Source organism: Microbulbifer maximicatervae (SeqCode) (assembly GCF_052467325.1).
Window position 1 is genome coordinate 4,695,904 of the sequence record NZ_CP174310.1, and the last position, 16,086, is coordinate 4,711,989.

Below are 16,086 nucleotides of genomic sequence, written 5' to 3' on the forward strand. Positions count from 1 at the left end.
CAGGCTGGGCGGATTAAAGGATTATTTTGTATTTAGCTCATTGGCTGCTCACTGTTACTGTGAGTGCATCGGTGTAGAGAGGTTCGCCCGCGTTTTCCCAGTCTGAGGGCGCAATGGAAATATAAATTCGCGCATTATCAGAAAGGCAGTTTTCATCCGAAGTTCGGCTAAAGCTGCCGGAGATATCTCCCTGGCTATCTGGGGAAATGCCTGAAGTTGCAGCCAGATTGTCTGAGAAGGCTACGCTGTAGGGGATTTGTTCACTGTTTCCCCCCAATTCATAGGCACTGCTGCCTGATCCCCCGGTGCTGCCATTGGCGCTGGACAGGTTTACTGTGTAACCGCTAAATCCTATACCGCCAACACAAAAGTCCTCACTGCCCTCAATGGCCTGTCCAAACAGGGTGCCACTGTTGCTGAGGTCAATATCACCCAGATTGCGAATGGCGATGTTTGGCTCTACGTCCAGCACAATGTCAAACTGAACTGTTTCGGTGCCGGCAGTCCAAATAATAAAATAATTATTCAGTGTCATCTCAAAGCTGGCGGAGTAGCGGCTGGAAGAGGGTATTTGGCTGCTGTCTAGCTCGATCACTAAATAAGTATCTGCATCGTCGCTGGTGCCGGCAAAAGTAGCGGACTGAGTTCCTGGACTGAGTGTTTCCGTGGTGCCGTTATTGGCTCGAAATGAAATATCAATATCCAGCTGTTCACCACTGTCCGCAAATAGTGCGAAAGTGGATCCACTGAGCGGACTCACTTCTACATCGTAGCGCAGGGTCCAGCTTCCCAGCAGGCTTCGGGTAGTAAACTGAATTTCTTTAGGTTCTGATTCGTAATCAATAGTGTGTGAATCTTCCAAGCCACAAACTCGCAAATCGTTATTGCTGGAGCAATTTACCTGGGCTTGTACTGGTATATTAAATAGCGGAATCAACAGCGCAGAGGTCAGGCCAAGTTTGTGCAGCTTCTTAGTTATGGACACGGCTTACCTCTGCTATTTGCCCAGTCTGGCAGTTGGCCTCTGACTCTTCTATGGTTCCCAGGTTGAGCCAGCTATCGCCCGATGAAGCGGCTTCGATTGAGGCTTTACAATTTCCCCAGCGAACTTCTGTATTTAGGATGGTGTTATGTTCACCGTGGAATTCCATTTGGAAAACGCCGTATTGGTCAGTTTGCGCTGAGTGTTCGCCAATGATTATTTCTGTATTTGCCAGCCCCTGGCCAAGGCTGGTTACTCGGCCCAGCACCAGGATTTGTGGCAGTATCTGGTAACTGCTGGCGCCCACATTGCCCGGATACAGGGTAATGGTTTCGGAGGTTTCCCGGTAATCGAAAAAGCCCTCTTCGAGGGGCCGTAGGGAAAGATCGTAACTGCGATAAGCCGGTAAATTAATCACTGACGTTGTGCCGCCTTTGGCGTATCCACGGCGGCTGCCATTGACCAAAACTTCAAAATCTTTATCTTCACTGCCTTCGATATTTACGATAACCGCACTCTGGAGATTTCGCTCACCGCCCCAATTGAGGGAATTTTTTGTGGCAATCAGGTTGGTGCTGAATCCTCCGAGGTAGTTGATCGCACGGCCTTCATCATCATCGTAAAGCCCAATTGCAGTATTCAAATATCCGTGATGTCCCGCTAAATGCGTACGGGCCTCCAGGTAATTGGCTTCTGGGGATGCTTCCACAGAAAGCTGCTGCTCAAATTCAGCCGCCCATAAATCCCGGTCGTACCAGCGGCTTTGCAGTGCAAATCGCTCGCTGCTAGTGCTTTGTTCACTGTTGTCGCTATAGAGATTAGCGGTGTGTTGCCAGTGTTTGGAGCGCATTCGAAACTGGAACTCCACACTGGTGTATTGCTCGCCGTCTGCATCACTGTGGGACAGAGTGGCGTTGCTGAGCCAATGGGTGCTCTTAAAAATGGGGTGGCGGAACTCAAGGGTTTTTAACTTCTGGGCACTGCTCAGTGAATCGCCGTTGTTGATGCTGTCGGGGAGTTGGTTTTGGTCCCGCTCGCTGAATCTTAGGGATAGCTGTCCGCCCAATACTGCTGTGCGCAGACTCAGACTTGTTTGGGAATAGCTGCCCGGCAGCAATGTATATTTATCGTTATTGAACGGCGTTGTATTGGCATCCAGCTCAGTTTTTACTGCACTAAAAGTCCCGTAGGGCATTTTAAGTAATGCCTGCAATCGGTATCCGCTGCGTCCATCACCGGATGTCACCAAGCTTGGGGAGACTTCAACGCCTTCGCCAATCCAGCGACCGCCGATTTCCAACAATTGCTGCTCCTCGGTTGCGGCGCCAGAAACAAAAAGACCCAATCCGGTCGTTAAACGGCGTGCGACAGAGGCAGTAACAATTCCTTCTTCGTAGTGGTCCGGCAGAGTGTCGCCCCAAAAACTGCGGGTGGGCAAACCTGCCTGCAAGCTCCAAAACCACTCGCCTGGGGCTGGCAATAGCGAATCCTTGGCAAAGAATTCGATATGCCGGCTTAATACCCGCCCCGCTTCATCGTAGGTGCGCACCTCAATATCGTAGGCGCCGTGGGGTAGGGTAGAGGTATTTAACAGGCGGTTGCCGGCCTCCAGTAGTTCGGTGTGGATAAGTCGTTCATCCCGATATACCTCGACTCTACCGCGCACGGGCATATTAATTTCAACCGGCGCTCCCTGTTGATAACTGATATCGGTTCGGGTGCGCTGGGAAGTGCGTAGCTCTACGCCATAGATCGCTTCCTGAGGCCGGAAATAGCCAAAGCCTCCCTGGGGTTGTAAAAGGCCGGCCGAATAGGCTTGCCCCCGAAAATCCCGACTCCAATACAGATTATGGATCCGGCTGTCCTGCTCTGAGGCCACAGACCATTGTGAATGCAGTGCGCTCTCACCAAAGCTCACTATGGTGTTGCCATTTAATGCAGCGCTATAGCTGTCCGGGCCCCAATCACTTTCAACCCCACTCCAGGAACCGCTCAGGTTTTGTACGACAGAGAAGTCAGAACTCGCTTCCGGCAAATAGGGATCATTGATTGCCGCTTGTTGTGGCAACAGTTCTTTTGAGAAAAAAAGATCCAGCCGGTAGAGCTGCTCATCGTAAATAACGGCAAACTCCGAGGGCATTAAGTAGCCGCAGCCAATTTGCCGGTTTGAGCGGCATACATGGTGACTGTTTCTTGTTTGCGGTCGTTCGAGGATGGAGATAATTCGCTCGGTATCGCGAACCTCGGGCAATAGTTCGAGTACCTCAGACGGAGAGTTAAAGCGAACAAAGCGCGGGTCAATTGTGACTTGCGCAGCACCAATTTCCCGGCCGCCGTAGTAGAGATCCACCACGAGTTGCTGGGGTTCGGTGAGATCATCAAACCCTTCAGGAGCAGAGGTTTCCAGCAGGAAAGTCGCTGCGGTCGCTGCAAGGGCATCGGGGCAGGAGGCTTGCACCAGACACAAAGCCAGCGCAAGGCGCTCCAGATGACGTCCTGCCATATTGAGCTATGGCTGGCAGGGCCAGCCACTCTTTACTCTTACTCGGAGGCGACAGTGATCAGCAGGGTATCGGTATAGGTGGTGCCATTTAGCACAGTTGCAGTTTCCCAATCGCTGTTGGCCACAGTGATTTGGAAGCGCGCATTATCACTGGAGCCACAGGAAGCAATATTCCGGATTTGGCCTGTCAGCGCATCGCCTTCGGTAACAGTAGTAAAAGTACCGGAGGTGCTGTTATCAAAACCAACACTGTAAGGGACATTGTTGGTGCCGTCAGTGAGGGTGAACTCAGTATCATTTACTGAGTCATTACTGTCGAAAGTGATGCTATAGGTGGAGAACCCGAGGCCACCCACACAGAAATCTTCGGTGCCTACGGCATCGGTACCCAAAGTGGGATCGGTAATCGTGAGGTTGTCTACACGAGTGATCTCAATTGTGGGAGTGAAAGAGAGGGTGATATCACTGCTTGCACTATCAGTAGCGGCCATTGAAGCGGCAGAAATGCTGAAAAGGGTACCTGCTGCAATAGCAGAAAACAGTGTGCGAACTACATTTTTTTGCATGGTATGCCGTCCTGAGCGATTAATTTATCGTTTTTAGGGAGAAGCGGCTCGCGGAAACCCCTGCAAAATATGGGAAATAAGTCAGTCAAGCCATTCCTTCTTGGTGGCGGCAATAATACTTTTTTCGTGATGCATGTCACGCCTATAGGCTGTAATAATGAATTTATGGCGCGTAAATGCTCTTATTGAGGAGAAAACCCCGCCTGTGCCAAGAGGCCGGCCAGCGCTATAATCCTGCGGTTTAACCAGTCCTTCATTTATCAATCAGGTTTATCATGACCGTAAGAACCCGAATAGCACCGTCTCCAACTGGTGATCCCCACGTTGGTACTGCCTATATTGCCCTCTTTAACCAGTGTTTTGCCCGAGCGCAAGGCGGCCAGTTTGTATTGCGTATTGAAGATACCGACCAGCAGCGTAGTACTCCGGAATCGGAGAAAGCCATTCTCGACAGCCTGCGTTGGCTCGGACTGGATTGGCAGGAAGGACCGGATGTGGGCGGCCCCCACGGCCCCTATCGGCAGAGTGAGCGTGGCGATATCTACAAAACTTACTGCGAAGAGCTGGTACAAAAAGGGCATGCTTTCCACTGCTACCGAACAGCGGAAGAACTGGAGCAACTCCGTGAGGGGTTGCGTGAAGCGGGCCGCACTTCACTGAAGCCCAGTGACCTGGCTCTGCCGGAAGAGGAAGTTGAAAAGCGACGCGCTACGGGAGCACCTTATGTAGTGCGTATGAATGTGCCTGAAAGCGGTACCTGCGTAGTGGAAGATCTGCTACGCGGTACTATTGAAATCGACTGGGCCCAGGTAGACGCACAAATTCTGCTCAAGTCTGATGGTATGCCTACTTACCACTTGGCGAACGTGGTGGATGATCACCTGATGGAGATCACCCACGTACTGCGCGGTGAGGAGTGGATCAACTCCGCACCCAAGCACAAACTGCTGTACGAATACTTTGGTTGGGAAATGCCGGTGCTCTGCCACCTGCCGCTGCTGCGTAATCCAGACAAGACCAAGTTGTCCAAGCGCAAGAACCCCACCTCTATCCTGTATTATCAGCGCGCCGGCTTTATGCCCGAAGCACTGCTTAACTACCTCGGCCGTATGGGCTGGTCCATGCCAGATGAGCGCGAGAAGTTCTCCCTCGATGAGATGCTGGAGCACTTCGATATTCAGCGTGTCTCCCTGGGCGGCCCGGTATTCGATGTAGAGAAGCTGTCCTGGTTGAACGGCCTGTGGATTCGCGAACTGGAAAACGAGCAACTCGCCGATCGCCTCACCGAGTGGATGTTTAACCGGGACAACCTGCTTAAGGTTCTGCCCCAGGCGAAAGAGCGCATGGAAACCTTCGGTGACTTTGCACCGCTGGTTAGCTTCCTCGCCTCTGGCAAATTGCCCCTGACCGAAGACAGCTTCAGCGGTAACAAGCTGCCTCTGGATGACCAGAAGAAGCTGCTTCAATTTGCCCTGTGGCGCTTGGAAGCCCTGCGCGCTTGGGACAAGGACAGTATCTTCCAGGCAGTGAAAGCCCTGTCCGCGGCTATGGAAATCAAGCTGAAAGACTTTAATGCCCCGCTGTTTGTCGCCATCAGCGGCACCACTGCGTCCTTCTCCGTGATGGAAGCCATGGTGCTCCTGGGCCCCGACCTCAGCCGCGCCCGCCTGCGCCAGGCGATCGACGTATTGGGCGGTGCCGGGAAGAAGGTGCTGAAGCGCTGGGAAAAAGAGTACGCTGGACTCAAGTAAGGCTGATTCGCGTTGGTGAGCCCCTGGAAGCGGCAGCCTCCGGGGGCCTGCGGTGTCAGCAGCTAACTAATTGATTAAAAAGTTATTTTTTCTGTTGACAGGGGCCTAAACCTTGCTAAAATGCGCCCCGCTTTCGACGGAAACGTCAGGCAATAAAATTTGGGGCTATAGCTCAGCTGGGAGAGCGCAACACTGGCAGTGTTGAGGTCAGCGGTTCGATCCCGCTTAGCTCCACCAAATTTCCCTTGTCTATTAAAGGGTGCGAGAAGAGATGGAAAATCTCTTATCCAGAACTCGCAAAAATAAAAAAAGGGCCTTTTAGGCCCTTTTTTTTGCCTAAAATTCCTATCACGCCTTGCCTTCCAGTCAATCGATTTTAATCATCGGTGCAATACATGTATCAGCCAACAAAACCGGAGAAAATTGCTCGAGGGATAATGCTAGGCTGTATCCCGGTAACTCTTCTGCTTTTTTCTAATGTGATTTTAATTATGGGGTTCGCCCGGGGGGTAAACCCCAAAGAAGGTATGGGAGAGCTGTTTTTTCCTGACCGTGAAGCCATATTCTTTTGTACTTTGTTTGTGGTTTATATCGTGGCTGCGATTTTCGGCTACTTTAAAGGCTGGGAAGGCTATACCAAAATATATTCGTTTTTTGCTAAATGGTTAGATACCACTGGTGGGATTCAGGTAGATTCGGGAGCAAGAGTGCTTACTCCGAAAGATCGTGTACGAAAAATGCATCATAAACAAGGGCAGTAAGAGCCGCAGCCTCTGGAGCGACTTATCTCCCCTTCCATTTTGCGTATGCTAATTGGCTCCTACCATTAGGTAAATGGTACAAAAGTTAAGCTGCCGAATCTTTATGTAATATGGATCTTACAGATTTTGCTTGCTTGTGCTTCTGGTTCTATGAGAGATGCCAAGATAGTGAATGATAAAGAAGTGATTTTGGTTACCTGTTAGTTCCACTTAGATCATACTTTAAACTTGGCTTTAGCTGCTTATAAATATTGTTGAAATTCATAGTCAAACCAGCCTGATATAAACATTCTTGTAAAAATCAGGGGGGAGAAGCTTCGCCATTTATTATTGGATTTAGTGACAAAGTTGACCACTTTCAAGGTGGAATCGGTAATTGATGATTTTGCTGCGAGATAATAAAAAAATAATATTGGGCCCTCCATACATAATCGGATAATGTGATACATCTTTATTGACCTGTTCACATCTCGAGTAAACTATATCGATATCAAGTAATTGATTAATTAAGTACTTTAAAGGATTAAAATATATGGCCAAGCTATTTTTGACTTCGTATTTTGCCGAGGTCGCGAGCGCGATCGCGAGTTTTGATAAGCGGCTTGAAGGTAAGAGGGTTACATTCATCCCTACTGCAAGCATTCCCGAAGAGATCACTTTTTATGTGGAAGATGCTAAGAAGGAACTGGAGCAGTTAGGTCTTATTGTAGATGAATTGGAAGTGTCTAAGGCTTCAGTGGATGAGATTAAAGATAAGCTGCAAAACAATGAGTATATCTATGTAACTGGTGGTAACACCTATTTCCTACTTCAAGAACTTAGGCGAAGTGGGGCAGACAAAATCTTGTTGGAGCAGATTAGGCTGGGTAAGCCCTATATAGGTGAGTCGGCAGGTACTGTAATCCTCTCGCCGAATATCGCGTATATTCAGGAGATGGATAACCCCGATGCAGCGAAGAATCTAGAGTCTTATGAAGGGTTAAATCTTGTGCACTTCTATCCCTTACCTCACTATGGAAACCAACCGTTTAAGGATGCTGCTGAACTTGTTATTTCCAAATATTCAGATGAGCTGGAATTAGCTCCATTCAGTAACAATCAGTTGATCGCTGTAATCGATGGGGAAGCAGAGACTTGGATCGCGGTGTCTTAGTGAGTCGATAACCGTTGTATGATAAGTCATACTATCTATATTTCATTAAAGTTGCTGCAATTATCTAGTGGCGAAGAAAAAAATAAATTCTAGAAATTCTCTCTTCTTTAGGGCTTTTTTTCAAGGAGTAGCTTAAAATTGGGGTAAGCAAGAATTTATAGTTTGAGTTGATCGGAATGTTAAAGAATACTGCCGGGGAGCAAGTGATAATGTGACTTGCTCCCTGGGGATGTTAGCGCTTATTTGCTGGCAGCACTACAGTTATAGATTTTCGCTGGGATATGCGTGCCTGTTACAGCCTTACCTGCCGATACTCCGTTAGGCATATAGATATCGCCAAATTGCGCCATTGAAGAAGCCTTAACCACATGGGTTCCACCTCTTCGCACAGCCCTTTTTTGTAACCAAGAAGTACAAACATCTCCCTGGTTAACCCTGATTGTTTTGCATGTTACATCTTCTACTAGTACGCATCCTTCTATAGCCTCAGCGTTAGAAAATACTATCTTCTGCATCGCTTCTTTTTCCTGGGCACTTGTACATCCCATCAAAGTAATTGCGGACGCTAGGATGGTAAGGCCAGTTTTAATGGATAACTTTTTACACATTACATCGTTTCCATAGGCTGAAAATTAATTTACGTAGTTGAATATGATGCCACAACCAGACCTTGCTTGCTGTTTAAAAAATACTCAAACGCCATATATGACTGTATTTTTTACTAGTGAAGATGAGAAACTTACAAGAAGCTCATTAAGTGAATTCGTTATTTATCGTTTCGCAACATTCATGATTCTTGAATTTTAAAAAAGGCTAAATATGGCAGTCCTCTATTAGCAATTTTATTCTGCTGTTTCAGATTTCCCTGATTTCTTAATATTGGAGTGAACACTTATAAGGTCATATTTACTTGTGATTTGAGGACGCCTGAAAGAAATATTATGAGCTATTCTCTATTAGACAAAATTTCTAACATTACGCAAGAGCTGTTGCATGCATATCGAATATTATGAGAGGGTACTTTAGATGTGGTTTCTGCTACATATGAGCTATTTGAAAACTCTCTTAGATCACCTTTTCGATAGTTATTGATCGTGTCAATATAAGGAAAAAATTAGTTCCCAGCATCTATCTTCCACTTTAGAAATCTTTCGACTGGTTAGATAGAGAAAAAGTGGATCAATCTAAAATAAAAAAAAGGAGTATTTGTTGACTTTTTATTCGGCTATATGTTCCTATCTCAACGGATGGATAAATACGAAATTTAAAATTTAGTACTAAAAGGAAGTCAATGAAAAAGCACAGCATCTTATTCTCTGGACTACTTGGATTAGTAGTTTATCTTGGCGCTCTAACTGCTTTGGCTGAAGCTGATTCTGAGGAGAATAAAGAACCATTAGATGAGCAGTTAAATGAGTGCTTTGCTGCTACTTTATGGAATATATCTGGAAGGTCATTAAACAAAGGGGAAGTTCCGGAGAAAACTGTCAAAGTGCCAGAGGGATGGAAGGTTGTAGGTGGAGGTGTGGGTGGAGCAAGAGGTGAAGCTTTTATGATTCTCTGCCGATAATATTTATTCGTATAATCCTAAATTTAATAACGGATGAATACTTTGGCTTATTTATGCCAGCCTGCGCAAGGTATGCTGGAGATTAACCGAACTAATAATACTGGTTAAATCAAAACCTATATATTCACTATTATACAAATAATTTCTATTTTTAAAGTTGGATTTTGAATAGTAGATAAATAGAAAGCTGTCAACCAGTTACTTAATAATTCTAGGTCTTATTATACTTTGTTTTGGTTTTTTCCTTAAGGCAATACTATCTAGAGAGACTCCTCTTTATTCGGCATCAATACCGAGATTTTTGTCCGAATTTTCAGCTTTCCTGAAGGTACAATAGTGGTCTAAATGAAGTCCAGAGTTATAGATTGGTAATCGATATTTATAAGAAGCTAAATGGAGATAAATCTCTCATCTCTCATCTCTCATCTCTCATCTCTCATCTCTCATCTCTCATCTCTACTTCTGATATTTTGAGTTTCAAATAGAGGTTGATCAGCATGTTCATAGTATCTCTTACCTACATAAAGCCCCTTGAGGAAGTGGATAAGTTTATTTCAGAGCATATTGAATTCTTGAATAAGTACTACGATCTCGGGTATTTTCAGCTTTCTGGTCGTAAGGAACCTCGCACAGGTGGGGTAATCCTAGTGACCATAGATAGTCGGTCCTCGTTAGATCAGATACTTAAACAAGATCCATTCTATCGTGAAGGATTGGCTAATTATGACATGATACAAATAATACCGACTAAATCCTCACGAGAGTTAGAGTTTCTGATTTCGGCCTAGCCGAAAAAAAGAAAATGATAGTTTTTTGATTGCATAGGTCTCTTAGGTATAGTGGCCCATGTTGCCCATAATTGAACCGGTAGGCAAAATGAGGTAGCAGAGAATATGTAGTTGAGGGGCAGACAATGAATCAATTGAAAGTAAAACTGCTATGGGCTTGCATGGGAGTTTTATTATTTTTGGGGACTGTATTTTACGGTATGCCCTTTTTCCTTAGCTTTGGTATTAATAATCGAGCTGAGAATGATTCTACCTATGCGTTTGATTTGTCAGACATGAAGAAAGGTGAATACAGAGAGTATGGCTATTTCTCTGTTTATCGGCGAACTGACAGAGATAAATTACTCATTAATGAGTACTTAGGGTCATTACAAGATCCTAGCTCTCTGGGTAGCTCTCAGCCTGAGGGCAGTGATAACGTATGGCGCTCGGGGAGTGAAAATTTCTTTGTGTTTTACCCCTATGCCCCTAATCGTGGCTGTTCAGTAGATTTTGTAGAGCCTAATCATGAGCCTTATGGAGAGTGGATGAATGCTAGCCATATCCATAAATTTGCACATTTTGTCGATCTCTGTGAGGGCAGGATTTGGGATACGAGTGGAAGGATTCTAAAAAAGCCTTATTCTCTCCCTGAGGTGAATCTTGCCGTTCCTAAAACAAAGTGGTACACAAGTGCAGAAGTAGTTGTAGTACTTGGTAGTTAACTATTCTCTATCACTGAGAATCTCGGTGTCTTACTAGCCTATGGCTATAAAGAATGGTTTAGCTATATTGTACGATAGTATAAATTATTATGGTAAAGATTAGGCTAAATGTTTGCAGCTTCTACTTCGAGGGCTCAAATAATTTCTTCTCTAATACCTTAAGCTTCCTATCTAAATCTATCTTGGCGTAGATTTTGCTCAGAACTATTGAGTAAGCCTGCAAAGGATTGTGTACCAGAAACTTGAAGCTGGTTATTTGTTATTCAGTAGAGGATCTCAGTAATTAAACCAGGTATGGCATTAAGTACTTCTTTGATGTCTTTTTGCGTCTGTTTCTCCCAGTAACTGTTTGTGCATTCACATTCGAAAAATACGTGAGTGATAGCATTGTTGTCCGCGACTAATATGTATTCTGGTGATGTCGCCTGCTTATTCATAGAGAAATTGATAATCATCATTGGTGATCATCTAGCAGAGCGTATCGTTCACTATAGGGAGCTTTGAGCTAGACTGTTGGGACGAACGTAATGGCACGTAATTAATTAAAAAATGACGAAGAAGAGACGCTGCGATAGGATTCCGCGTCCATTTTGCGGTGTATTGAGCTCGAATTAAGCTTAGCGGTTCAGAGTGGAGGCGTCGAATCTTGATAGAGGCGACCCAATAAACGAAGGCATTTTGGCTTCAAGAATGCCTCGACATTATTTGAATTAATTGTCTCAGTTTTAACCCAAGATTGGGTAACGACTGGTTCACAGATTGCCAAGAAAGTAATCGCTATGCATCCATCAGTTCAACGCTCCGTCTGGCAAATTCAGCGTGACGTCATTTACGCATTGCTAGTGCGCGAGATGAAAACTCGCTTTGGCAAGTGGCGACTGGGATATGCCTGGATGCTTCTCGAACCAGTACTGCATATTATGGTCTTGGTTGCAGTCTTTAGTTTCCTGAAGGATACATTCTATCCCGGTGTTCCAACTCCGCTATTTATGCTAGGAGGAATTGCCCCATTCCTATTTTTCACTCACTGTTTTCAAAAGGGGTTGGCAGCAGTGGAATCGAATCGAGGGCTCTTTAATTATCGCCAGCTAAGGCCCTTCGATGCTGTACTTACACGGGTGCTCCTTGAATTTGCTATCTATCTAGCAACAATTATTACCTTAATAATTGTGTTTGCTTGGTTTGGCGTCACAAGCCCATTCAATAATTTTTTGTTCCTAGTGATAGTAAATATATTTTTCTTCTGCTTTTGCTTAGGCTTGAGCCTGGCTCTCTGTGTTGTTGGGGTAAAATTCCCTGAGCTTGCAAAGCTGTCACCAATGCTAATACGACCTTTGTATTTTATGTCTGGAGTATTCTTTTCTCTGGAGCAAGTTCCTCAAGAATACCATGTCTACCTAGCGTGGAATCCAATACTGCATGTGATTGAGTTGACACGTGAGGGGCTATTCAAAAACTACCATGGAATATTTGGAAGCCTGCAGTACTTAGGGGGTGCTTCAATTTCGATGTTGGCTTTTGGTCTGTTGTGTTACCGGGCCAATTGGCGGGATTTGGTAAGAAGCCAATGATTAGACTAGAAAAACTAACCAAATCTTTTCGAACTCCCCATGGAAGAAAGGTTCTCTTTAGGGATGTAAGTGCAAATTTCCCTGAGGGAAAAAATATTGGCATCCTAGGGCGTAATGGAGCTGGGAAAACAACTTTACTGCGGATTATGGGTGGTATTGATTATCCAGATTATGGGCGGGTAGTCACGGATCAGAGAATTTCCTGGCCCATGGGATTATCTGGAGGATTTCAAGGAAGCATGACTGGCCGCGAAAATGTGGCCTTTATTTGCGGTATCCACGGTATCTGGGGAGCTACCCAGCGGAAGTTGATGGATAGGGTTCAGGATTTTGCCGAGATTGGCAATTACTTTGATGCACCCGTAAAGAGCTATTCATCTGGTATGCGTTCGCGTTTGGCCTTTGGTTTAAGTATCGGCGTAGATTTTGATATTTATTTAGTCGATGAAGTGATGTCTGTTGGTGATGCTCACTTTAAAAAGAAATGTGAAGAAGTTATTGCCGAAAAGCGTAAGAACTCTTCTTTTATTATCGTTGCCCATGCAATGGGGATGCTTAAGAAAAACTGTGATGTAGGAATTTACCTTGATTCAAATGGCCTCAGAATTTTTGATACCGTAGATGAGGCTATTGATCTATACAAGGGCGAAAAACCAGTGAAAAAACCGCAATCCGAAAGTGGCGCAGCTAAGCCGGCAGTGAGTGCATAAGAGTCGATTATGGAAGCCAAAGAACCAGTCATTGAAGAGCAAAGAAAAGACCTTGAGCTAGCAGGGGGAGGATCAAATAGTTTTCTATATAAAACAAAAAAACTATTTATCAAATTAACCGGCAACAATGAGAATGAAGGGAAAGGGAAACTATTCAAAAAAATCTATCATTCCGGAGGTCTCGGCCTGTTAGTCATATTTCCCCTTATTCTAATGGCAGGATATTACCTATTTTGGGTTTCTGAGCGTTATGTAAGCAATACCCAATTAATCGTAAAAGATAGTGTTTCCTCACAGGCTGCATCACCCGCATTAGGTTTTTTAATTCCAGGGATGTCAGCAGATAATCAGGATGCGTTTTTAGTGGTGAACTATATCCAGTCATTGGATATGGCCCTGTATTTGGATGAAACGTTATATTTGTCTGATTATTACAGAAGTACTAGCCACGATATCTTTTCGCGCTTGGCTTCAGATGCTACTCAGGAGGACTACCTGAAATACTATCGTGATCATATTGGTGTTATCCATAATGAAGCTACCGGAATTATTACTATAGAAATGCAGGCATTCGACCCGGCTTTTGCTAAAAGATTGGTTGAGACAGTTATTCAAAAGTCAGAAGATTTTGTTAACGAGATCAGCAATCAGCTTGCAGATAAGCAAGTGGCTTTTGTAAAGAGTGAAGTTGATTTGGCACAAGCTAAGTTACGCAGTACTAAGCAAGAAATTCTTGACTTCCAGAATAGTCATAAAGTTGTAAGTCCCGAAGAACTTACAAAAGGTATCAGTACCATTATTCAAGGGCTAGAGGCGCGATTGGCTGAGCAACGAGCAAATCTGACTGCAGCAAAATCCTATCTAAATGCTGATTCATCACAAGTGGTCTCCATGCAGGCAGACATCGATGCGTTAGAAAACCAAATTGAGATAGAAAAGGTACGCCTAGTGGGGATAGGGGAAGAAGAAGGAGAGCAACGGCTTAATTTTCTTGGTGCTCATTTCCAGAATCTTGAACTCGATTTGCAATTTGCAACCGATGCCTATGCAGCTTCTTTAAAAGCATTAGAAACTGCTCGTATGGAAGCGTCAGGTAAACTTAAGCACTTGATGGTGGTAACCCAGCCATCGTTAGCAGAGAAAGCAGAGTATCCGCACAAGCTCTATAACCTAGCCAGCTTGGGAATTATTCTGCTAATGCTTTATGGAATAGGAAAGATGCTAGTTGTGACTATTCGGGATCATAGGATGTAGCGCCAGACAAAAGGCTGCAAGACAGAATAGTGTCGATGAATTTTTGATGTCGCTGACAGAGTAAATATCAATTTACAAAGAACAAGCAAATGATTACTGAAAAAATAAAGCGCTTTAGTTTAGGTGTAGGATTGTTGGTTTCACTGTCCAGTATTCAGGCCGGAGCATTGGAAACACAATTAATTGATGAGGTTGCCTCAACAGAAATACCTGAGACAGGTATACCCGTTTTTGGGGAATCACTGTTTCAGGGAGCATTTAAAGATCAGCCATTTAGTGGATTTAATCCCGACTATAGAATATCGATTGGCGACCAGGTTAATCTACAACTCTGGGGTGCCTATAGCTTTAGTGCGACGTTACCGGTAGACCCGAAAGGCAATATTTTTGTCCCCGAGGTTGGCCCAGTTCATGTTGCTGGAGTAAAGAATGGCGCATTGAATGACTTCGTTCTGCGTCATGTAAAGCGAGTATTCAAGAATAATGTGCAAGCCTATGCCAACTTGGAGGCGAGCCAGCCGGTTAAAGTCTTTGTAACAGGCTTTGTGAAGAACCCTGGTCTCTATAACGGCTTTAGCTCAGACTCGATCCTTTACTATTTAGATAGTGCTGGAGGTATCGATGAGCAAAGTGGCAGCTTTGTTGATATCAGAGTAATGCGTCAGGGAGAGGAAATACAAAAGGTAAACTTGTATAGCTTCCTTGTGGATGGAATTATGCCTGCTTTACAACTTCGCAATGGCGATGTTGTAGTCGTTGGTGCTCGTAATGGTTCGGTAACAGTTGAAGGAGCGGTGCAGCAAGCTGCACAGATGGAATTCACAGGACCCTACACCCAGCTGGGCGAGATGCTCCTCGTAACAAAACCTGACCCTCAGGCGAACTTTGCACGAATTACTCAGGTAATTGATGGTCTTCAGCAAGCCGACTATATGCCACTTGCAAGTGCCATGACCACACGCCTCTATCCGGGAGCGCATATAGAATTGGTACGCGATAACGATATTGAGTCTATTTCAATCCGGGTATCCGGTGAGTTGGATGGGCCTGCAACTTATGTACTGCCCTATGGTGCAACTCTTGACGAATTACTTAGTCAATTGAGTTTTCGCGATAATGCAGATAGAAACTCTATACAGCTGTATAGAAAGAGTGTCGCTGATCGCCAGCGGGCTGCTCTTGATCGTTCTTTAGATGCGCTTCAGATGGAAGTTCTAACTCGCCAGCCCAATACTGACCTGGAAAAGTCTGCGCAAAAAGACAACGCCATGATGATTCAGAACTTTATCGAGCAGGCGCGAAAGGCCGAACCCAGAGGCCAGGTTGTTATTGCGAACAACCCAAACGCAGCAGAAATGCTGCTTGAAGATGGTGATGAGCTGATTGTGCCTTTGAAATCATCAACTGTGTCAATCGTGGGAGAGGTAATTTTCCCAACTTCCCTGGTCTTCAGCAAGAAGCGGACTTTGGAGGACTATATAGAATTGGCCGGTGGATTCGCCAATAATGCAAACCGTAAAGAGTTGGTGATTCTACATCTCGATGGAACGATTAATCGTATAGAAGATAGTGATTTTGATAATCGTTTGGGGGATAGATTACGCCCTGGAGATGAAATTATGATTATGCCAAAAATTCATTCCAGTGAATTACAAGTAACCAAAGATGTAACAGAAATACTCTACCGTATAGCTGTTGGAACCGCTGCAGTTCTATCTTTCTAATTTGGTACTGATAGGTTGTAAACTTTTTTAAGATTGGCTCCCATATTGC

General features: G+C 44.9%; 14 protein-coding genes and 1 tRNA gene. 11 read left to right on the forward strand and 4 right to left on the reverse strand.

The genetic code is table 11. The features are described 5' to 3' along the window. Window positions 1-37: 37 nt before the first annotated feature. The 3 genes from ACJJIE_RS20985 to ACJJIE_RS20995 are packed head-to-tail and all read right to left on the reverse strand — an operon-like array spanning window position 38 to window position 4,051. Complete coding sequence (locus ACJJIE_RS20985; protein ID WP_444892851.1) at window positions 38-985, reverse strand: hypothetical protein; 948 nt, start codon at window positions 983-985, stop codon at window positions 38-40. Continuing rightward, the gene (locus tag ACJJIE_RS20990; protein WP_444892852.1) at window positions 972-3,485 is read right to left on the reverse strand and encodes a TcfC E-set like domain-containing protein; all 2,514 of its coding nucleotides are present in this window, start codon (window positions 3,483-3,485) and stop codon (window positions 972-974) included. Before ACJJIE_RS20990 ends, ACJJIE_RS20985 begins: the two co-directional genes overlap by 14 nt. Before the next feature lie 38 nt (window positions 3,486-3,523). Further along, on the reverse strand, window positions 3,524-4,051 hold the full coding sequence (locus tag ACJJIE_RS20995; RefSeq protein WP_282934150.1) for a hypothetical protein: 528 nt from the start codon (window positions 4,049-4,051) through the stop codon (window positions 3,524-3,526). Between the two features lie 275 nt (window positions 4,052-4,326). Between ACJJIE_RS20995 and gltX the strand changes: the two genes are divergently transcribed. The 4 genes from gltX to ACJJIE_RS21015 all read left to right on the forward strand — a co-directional run bounded on the left by gltX (window position 4,327) and on the right by ACJJIE_RS21015 (window position 7,716). Further along, window positions 4,327-5,802: a glutamate--tRNA ligase gene (gene gltX / locus ACJJIE_RS21000; RefSeq protein ID WP_444892853.1), complete on the forward strand. Its 1,476-nt coding sequence runs from the start codon at window positions 4,327-4,329 to the stop codon at window positions 5,800-5,802. A gap of 161 nt (window positions 5,803-5,963) precedes the next feature. Further along, window positions 5,964-6,039, forward strand: a tRNA-Ala gene (locus tag ACJJIE_RS21005). 158 nt (window positions 6,040-6,197) lie between these two features. Beyond that, window positions 6,198-6,563 (forward strand): hypothetical protein, encoded by a 366-nt coding sequence (locus ACJJIE_RS21010; RefSeq protein ID WP_444892854.1) that lies wholly within the window; start codon window positions 6,198-6,200, stop codon window positions 6,561-6,563. Between the two features lie 532 nt (window positions 6,564-7,095). Continuing rightward, window positions 7,096-7,716: a Type 1 glutamine amidotransferase-like domain-containing protein gene (locus ACJJIE_RS21015; RefSeq protein ID WP_282934147.1), complete on the forward strand. Its 621-nt coding sequence runs from the start codon at window positions 7,096-7,098 to the stop codon at window positions 7,714-7,716. A 239-nt stretch (window positions 7,717-7,955) separates the two neighbouring features. Here ACJJIE_RS21015 and ACJJIE_RS21020 read toward each other — a convergent pair whose 3' ends face one another. Beyond that, window positions 7,956-8,324 carry a hypothetical protein gene (locus tag ACJJIE_RS21020; RefSeq protein WP_444892855.1) on the reverse strand — a complete coding sequence of 123 codons (369 nt, stop codon included), beginning with the start codon at window positions 8,322-8,324 and terminating at the stop codon, window positions 7,956-7,958. Window positions 8,325-9,007: 683 nt separating this feature from the next. Here ACJJIE_RS21020 and ACJJIE_RS21025 point away from each other — a divergent pair. The 7 genes from ACJJIE_RS21025 (at window position 9,008) to ACJJIE_RS21055 (ending at window position 16,037) form a co-directional block, all read left to right on the forward strand. After that, window positions 9,008-9,286, forward strand: coding sequence for a hypothetical protein (locus ACJJIE_RS21025; protein WP_444892856.1), 279 nt, complete (start codon window positions 9,008-9,010; stop codon window positions 9,284-9,286). Between the two features lie 497 nt (window positions 9,287-9,783). Further along, a complete protein-coding gene (locus tag ACJJIE_RS21030; protein ID WP_282934144.1) occupies window positions 9,784-10,074 on the forward strand; it encodes a YciI family protein in 291 nt (96 codons plus the stop codon). Between the two features lie 125 nt (window positions 10,075-10,199). Further along, a complete protein-coding gene (locus ACJJIE_RS21035; RefSeq protein WP_444892857.1) occupies window positions 10,200-10,778 on the forward strand; it encodes a Rieske (2Fe-2S) protein in 579 nt (192 codons plus the stop codon). A gap of 779 nt (window positions 10,779-11,557) precedes the next feature. Next, a complete protein-coding gene (locus ACJJIE_RS21040) occupies window positions 11,558-12,349 on the forward strand; it encodes an ABC transporter permease (protein WP_444892858.1) in 792 nt (263 codons plus the stop codon). Next, window positions 12,346-13,059 carry an ABC transporter ATP-binding protein gene (locus ACJJIE_RS21045; protein ID WP_282934141.1) on the forward strand — a complete coding sequence of 238 codons (714 nt, stop codon included), beginning with the start codon at window positions 12,346-12,348 and terminating at the stop codon, window positions 13,057-13,059. Before ACJJIE_RS21040 ends, ACJJIE_RS21045 begins: the two co-directional genes overlap by 4 nt. Window positions 13,060-13,068: 9 nt before the next feature. Continuing rightward, window positions 13,069-14,313 (forward strand): KpsE/RkpR family capsule polysaccharide export protein, encoded by a 1,245-nt coding sequence (locus tag ACJJIE_RS21050; protein WP_444892859.1) that lies wholly within the window; start codon window positions 13,069-13,071, stop codon window positions 14,311-14,313. Between the two features lie 89 nt (window positions 14,314-14,402). Beyond that, a complete protein-coding gene (locus tag ACJJIE_RS21055; RefSeq protein ID WP_444892860.1) occupies window positions 14,403-16,037 on the forward strand; it encodes a polysaccharide biosynthesis/export family protein in 1,635 nt (544 codons plus the stop codon). Window positions 16,038-16,086: the final 49 nt, after the last annotated feature.